Raw genomic sequence first — 3,053 nt, 5'->3', positions numbered from 1 at the left:
CCTGAGCCGCCAGCTCCATGCGACCCACGCAGCCAGCCACACCAAGACTCCGCGCACAGGCCGGGCAGAGCACATTGAGCACCAGCTCGTCCCCTTTACGGCGTGCGGGCAGTACCGCCCATTTGTCCTGGCGCGCCTGTTGGCCAATGCGGTGGTAGTAATCCAGATTGATGTCACCACCGGGCTCGAAATCAAAGGTGGTAGGACAGCGGCTGCAATTGAGCCACATGTCGTACAGGGCTGCCGCGTCGTAGGGATCCCTGGGATCAAATGACATCGCCACCTCCTGTGGCAATCGAGCGAATGTGAGTGAGTAGTTTTAGTGCATTTTTTGTCAAAAACCCACGAATCACGTCACATTTGCCTGTTTTTTACACGCCTGAAAGGGCCGGTGATGGCAACACCTGCGGAGTTAAAGGCGCGCGCCCTGGGCCATCATTCGCCCCCCCAGGGCCATCATTTCCAGCTGTAGGCAGGCATGGTCCGCCAGCACCTTGCGGGCGGCTACCGTGTTGTCGAGCATGGAAATGCCAGCGCCGAACATGATGGCAATAGCAGCTTCCGCCTCCTGCTCCGCCGGCACCGCCTCACGTCCCTGGGCCGCCACTGCCTGACGCACGTCCTCGGCCAGCTCGTCCACCAGTAACTGCAGCTCCCGCTGGATACGCATCCGGTAGCGGTCATGGCTGCCCAACCGCTGCTGCACCAGCAGACGGAAGTCGTTTTCATAGTCGTTCAAGTAGCGCACAAAGCGCCCCACCAACTCTTTCACCGCACGGGCCGGGCCGATTTCGATCATGCTGCGCCGTTCGTACTCCATGGCCGAACGTAGCCGGAAACAGCAGGAGTCGATCAGTGCCAATCCCAGGGCATCCATGTCCGGAAAATGATTGTAGAGCGAGGTGGCGGCGAGCCCGGACTCCCGGGCCACTTCCCGCAGCCCCAGGCTATCCAGCCCCCGGCCGCCAGCCATCAGGGAACGGGCCGCTTCCAGAATACGTTCCCGGGTTTGTCGTTTCTGGCGCTGTCGCGTGGTTTCAGCCATAACATTATCACTAACGAGTGTTAGTTAAATAATCCCATGAATCCCGCTCATCGCGCAACTACATCCTGGTTACATAATAACCTTTGACAAACAAGTGTTAGCTGAAAGAGAATTCGCCTTACAGTTGTAAGGCAAGAAATTTGGCTCTTACCTATCTCACGGCGCATCATCAACTAGCGCTACAACACAGACTGCCCGCTTACAGTGGGCAGCAGGGAAGCAAAAGGGGAAAGCAATGAACTACTTCGTCACCGGTGCCACCGGCTTTATTGGTCGTTTTCTGGTTGGTCGTCTGCTCAAGCGTGAGGACAGCAGGGTTTTTGCCCTGGTTCGCTCCGGCTCGGAATACAAGCTGGACGCCCTGCGTCGCCGTCTGGGCGTGGATGCCGATCGTCTGGTGGCCATCCAGGGCGATATCAACGAAAAACTGCTGGGTGTCAGCAAGCGGGATCAGGATGACCTGACCGGTCAGGTGGATCACTTCTTTCATCTAGCCGCCATCTATGACCTGACCGCTGACGAAAACACCCAGCGCTACACCAACATCGAAGGCACCCGGCAAACGCTGAAGTTGGCAGAAAAACTGCAGGCAGGCTGTTTCCACCATGTTTCCTCCATTGCCGCCGCAGGTCTTTATAACGGCACCTTTACCGAGGACATGTTCGAAGAAGCAACGGGCCTTAACGACCCTTACCTGCTCACCAAGCATGAGTCCGAAGCCCTGGTGCGCCAGGAAAGTAAACTGCCGTGGCGCATCTACCGGCCCTCCATGGTGGTCGGCCATTCCGAGACCGGCGAAATGGACAAGGTCGACGGCCCCTACTACATGTTCAAACTGATCCAGAAGCTCAAGGATGTGTTGCCCAACTGGATGCCTTTGATCGGCGTGGAAGGCGGCCACTTCAATGTGGTACCCGTGGACTTTGTGGCTGACTCCCTGGACCACATTGCCCACCAGCCGGACCACGATGGCCAGTGTTTCCATCTCACCGCCGATCGCAGTTACAACCTGGGCGAGCTGATGGACATCATTGCCGGTGCCGCTCAGGCCCCCCGCTGGCCGGTGAAACTGGATAACAGCCTGTTCAATGTGGTCCCCGGCTTCGTCAAGAAAGGCGTCAGTGCCATGACCCCGAAGCTGGTGGTCAACACGGTGCTGGAAAACCTGGATATTCCCCCGTCTGCGCTGCAGTTTCTGACCTTCCCCACCGAGTACGACAACCAGCGCGCCCGTGAAGCGCTGGCCGGCAGCAACATCCAGGTGCCGGATCTGGAAGGCTATATCCAGCAACTGTGGGATTTCTGGGAAAACCATCTGGACCCGGATCGCGGCGACCGCAAGGATGAATTGCAGCCTCTGCCCACCCTGCCCGAGCGCGTGGACGGCAAGGTAGTGATGGTTACCGGTGCCACTTCTGGTATCGGCAAGGCCACCGCGCTGAAACTGGCCCGCGCCGGCGCTACCGTGCTGGTCATTGCCCGTACCGCAGAAAAACTGGAAGAGACCCTGCACGAAATCGACCAGCTAGGCGGCACCGCCCAGGCCTACAGCTGCGATGTGTCAGATCTGAACAGCGTGGATGATCTGATCCAGCAGGTGATCGCTGACCACGGCCATGTGGATGTGCTGGTCAACAATGCCGGCCGCTCCATCCGTCGTTCCGTGGTGCATTCCTTTGAACGCTTCCACGATTACGAACGTACCATGCAGCTCAATTACTTCGGTGCACTGAGACTGATCATGCAGCTGATGCCAGGCATGATTGAGCGTGGTGGCGGTCACGTGATCAACATTTCCAGCATCGGGGTACTCACCAATGCGCCGCGCTTCTCCGCCTATGTGGCGTCGAACGCCGCCCTAGATGCGTTCACCCGCTGCGCCTCCAGCGAACTGGCCCATGAAGGCATTCGCTTTACCACCATCAACATGACGCTGGTGCGCACCCCGATGATCGCGCCACCCACGCTCTCTAATCACTCTCCCACCCTCAGCCCCGCCCACGCAGCG

General features: G+C 58.6%; 3 protein-coding genes. 1 reads left to right on the top strand and 2 read right to left on the bottom strand.

The genetic code is table 11. The annotated features are described in order from the left end of the window. Together ACFE0K_RS03750 and ACFE0K_RS03745 are read right to left on the bottom strand one after the other, a co-directional pair. A partial coding sequence (locus tag ACFE0K_RS03750) for a hypothetical protein (RefSeq protein ID WP_434534787.1) occupies positions 1–277 on the bottom strand: 277 nt, incomplete at its 3' end. 135 nt (positions 278–412) lie between these two features. Next, positions 413–1,045 (bottom strand): TetR family transcriptional regulator, encoded by a 633-nt coding sequence (locus tag ACFE0K_RS03745; RefSeq protein ID WP_434534786.1) that lies wholly within the window; start codon positions 1,043–1,045, stop codon positions 413–415. Between the two features lie 235 nt (positions 1,046–1,280). Between ACFE0K_RS03745 and ACFE0K_RS03740 the strand changes: the two genes are divergently transcribed. After that, the coding region (locus tag ACFE0K_RS03740; RefSeq protein ID WP_434534785.1) for an SDR family oxidoreductase at positions 1,281–3,053 on the top strand (1,773 nt) is incomplete at its 3' end.

This window comes from Alcanivorax sp., assembly GCF_051117345.1.
Taxonomy (GTDB): domain Bacteria; phylum Pseudomonadota; class Gammaproteobacteria; order Pseudomonadales; family Alcanivoracaceae; genus Alcanivorax.
Note: the sequence above shows the minus strand (reverse complement) of the source record. Positions and strands in the feature narration are given on the sequence as shown.

Coding starts and splice junctions, on each gene's coding strand:
- ACFE0K_RS03745 (WP_434534786.1), bottom strand. CDS start 1,045: ATGGCTGAAACCACGCGACAGCGCCAGAAACGACAAACCCGGGAACGT.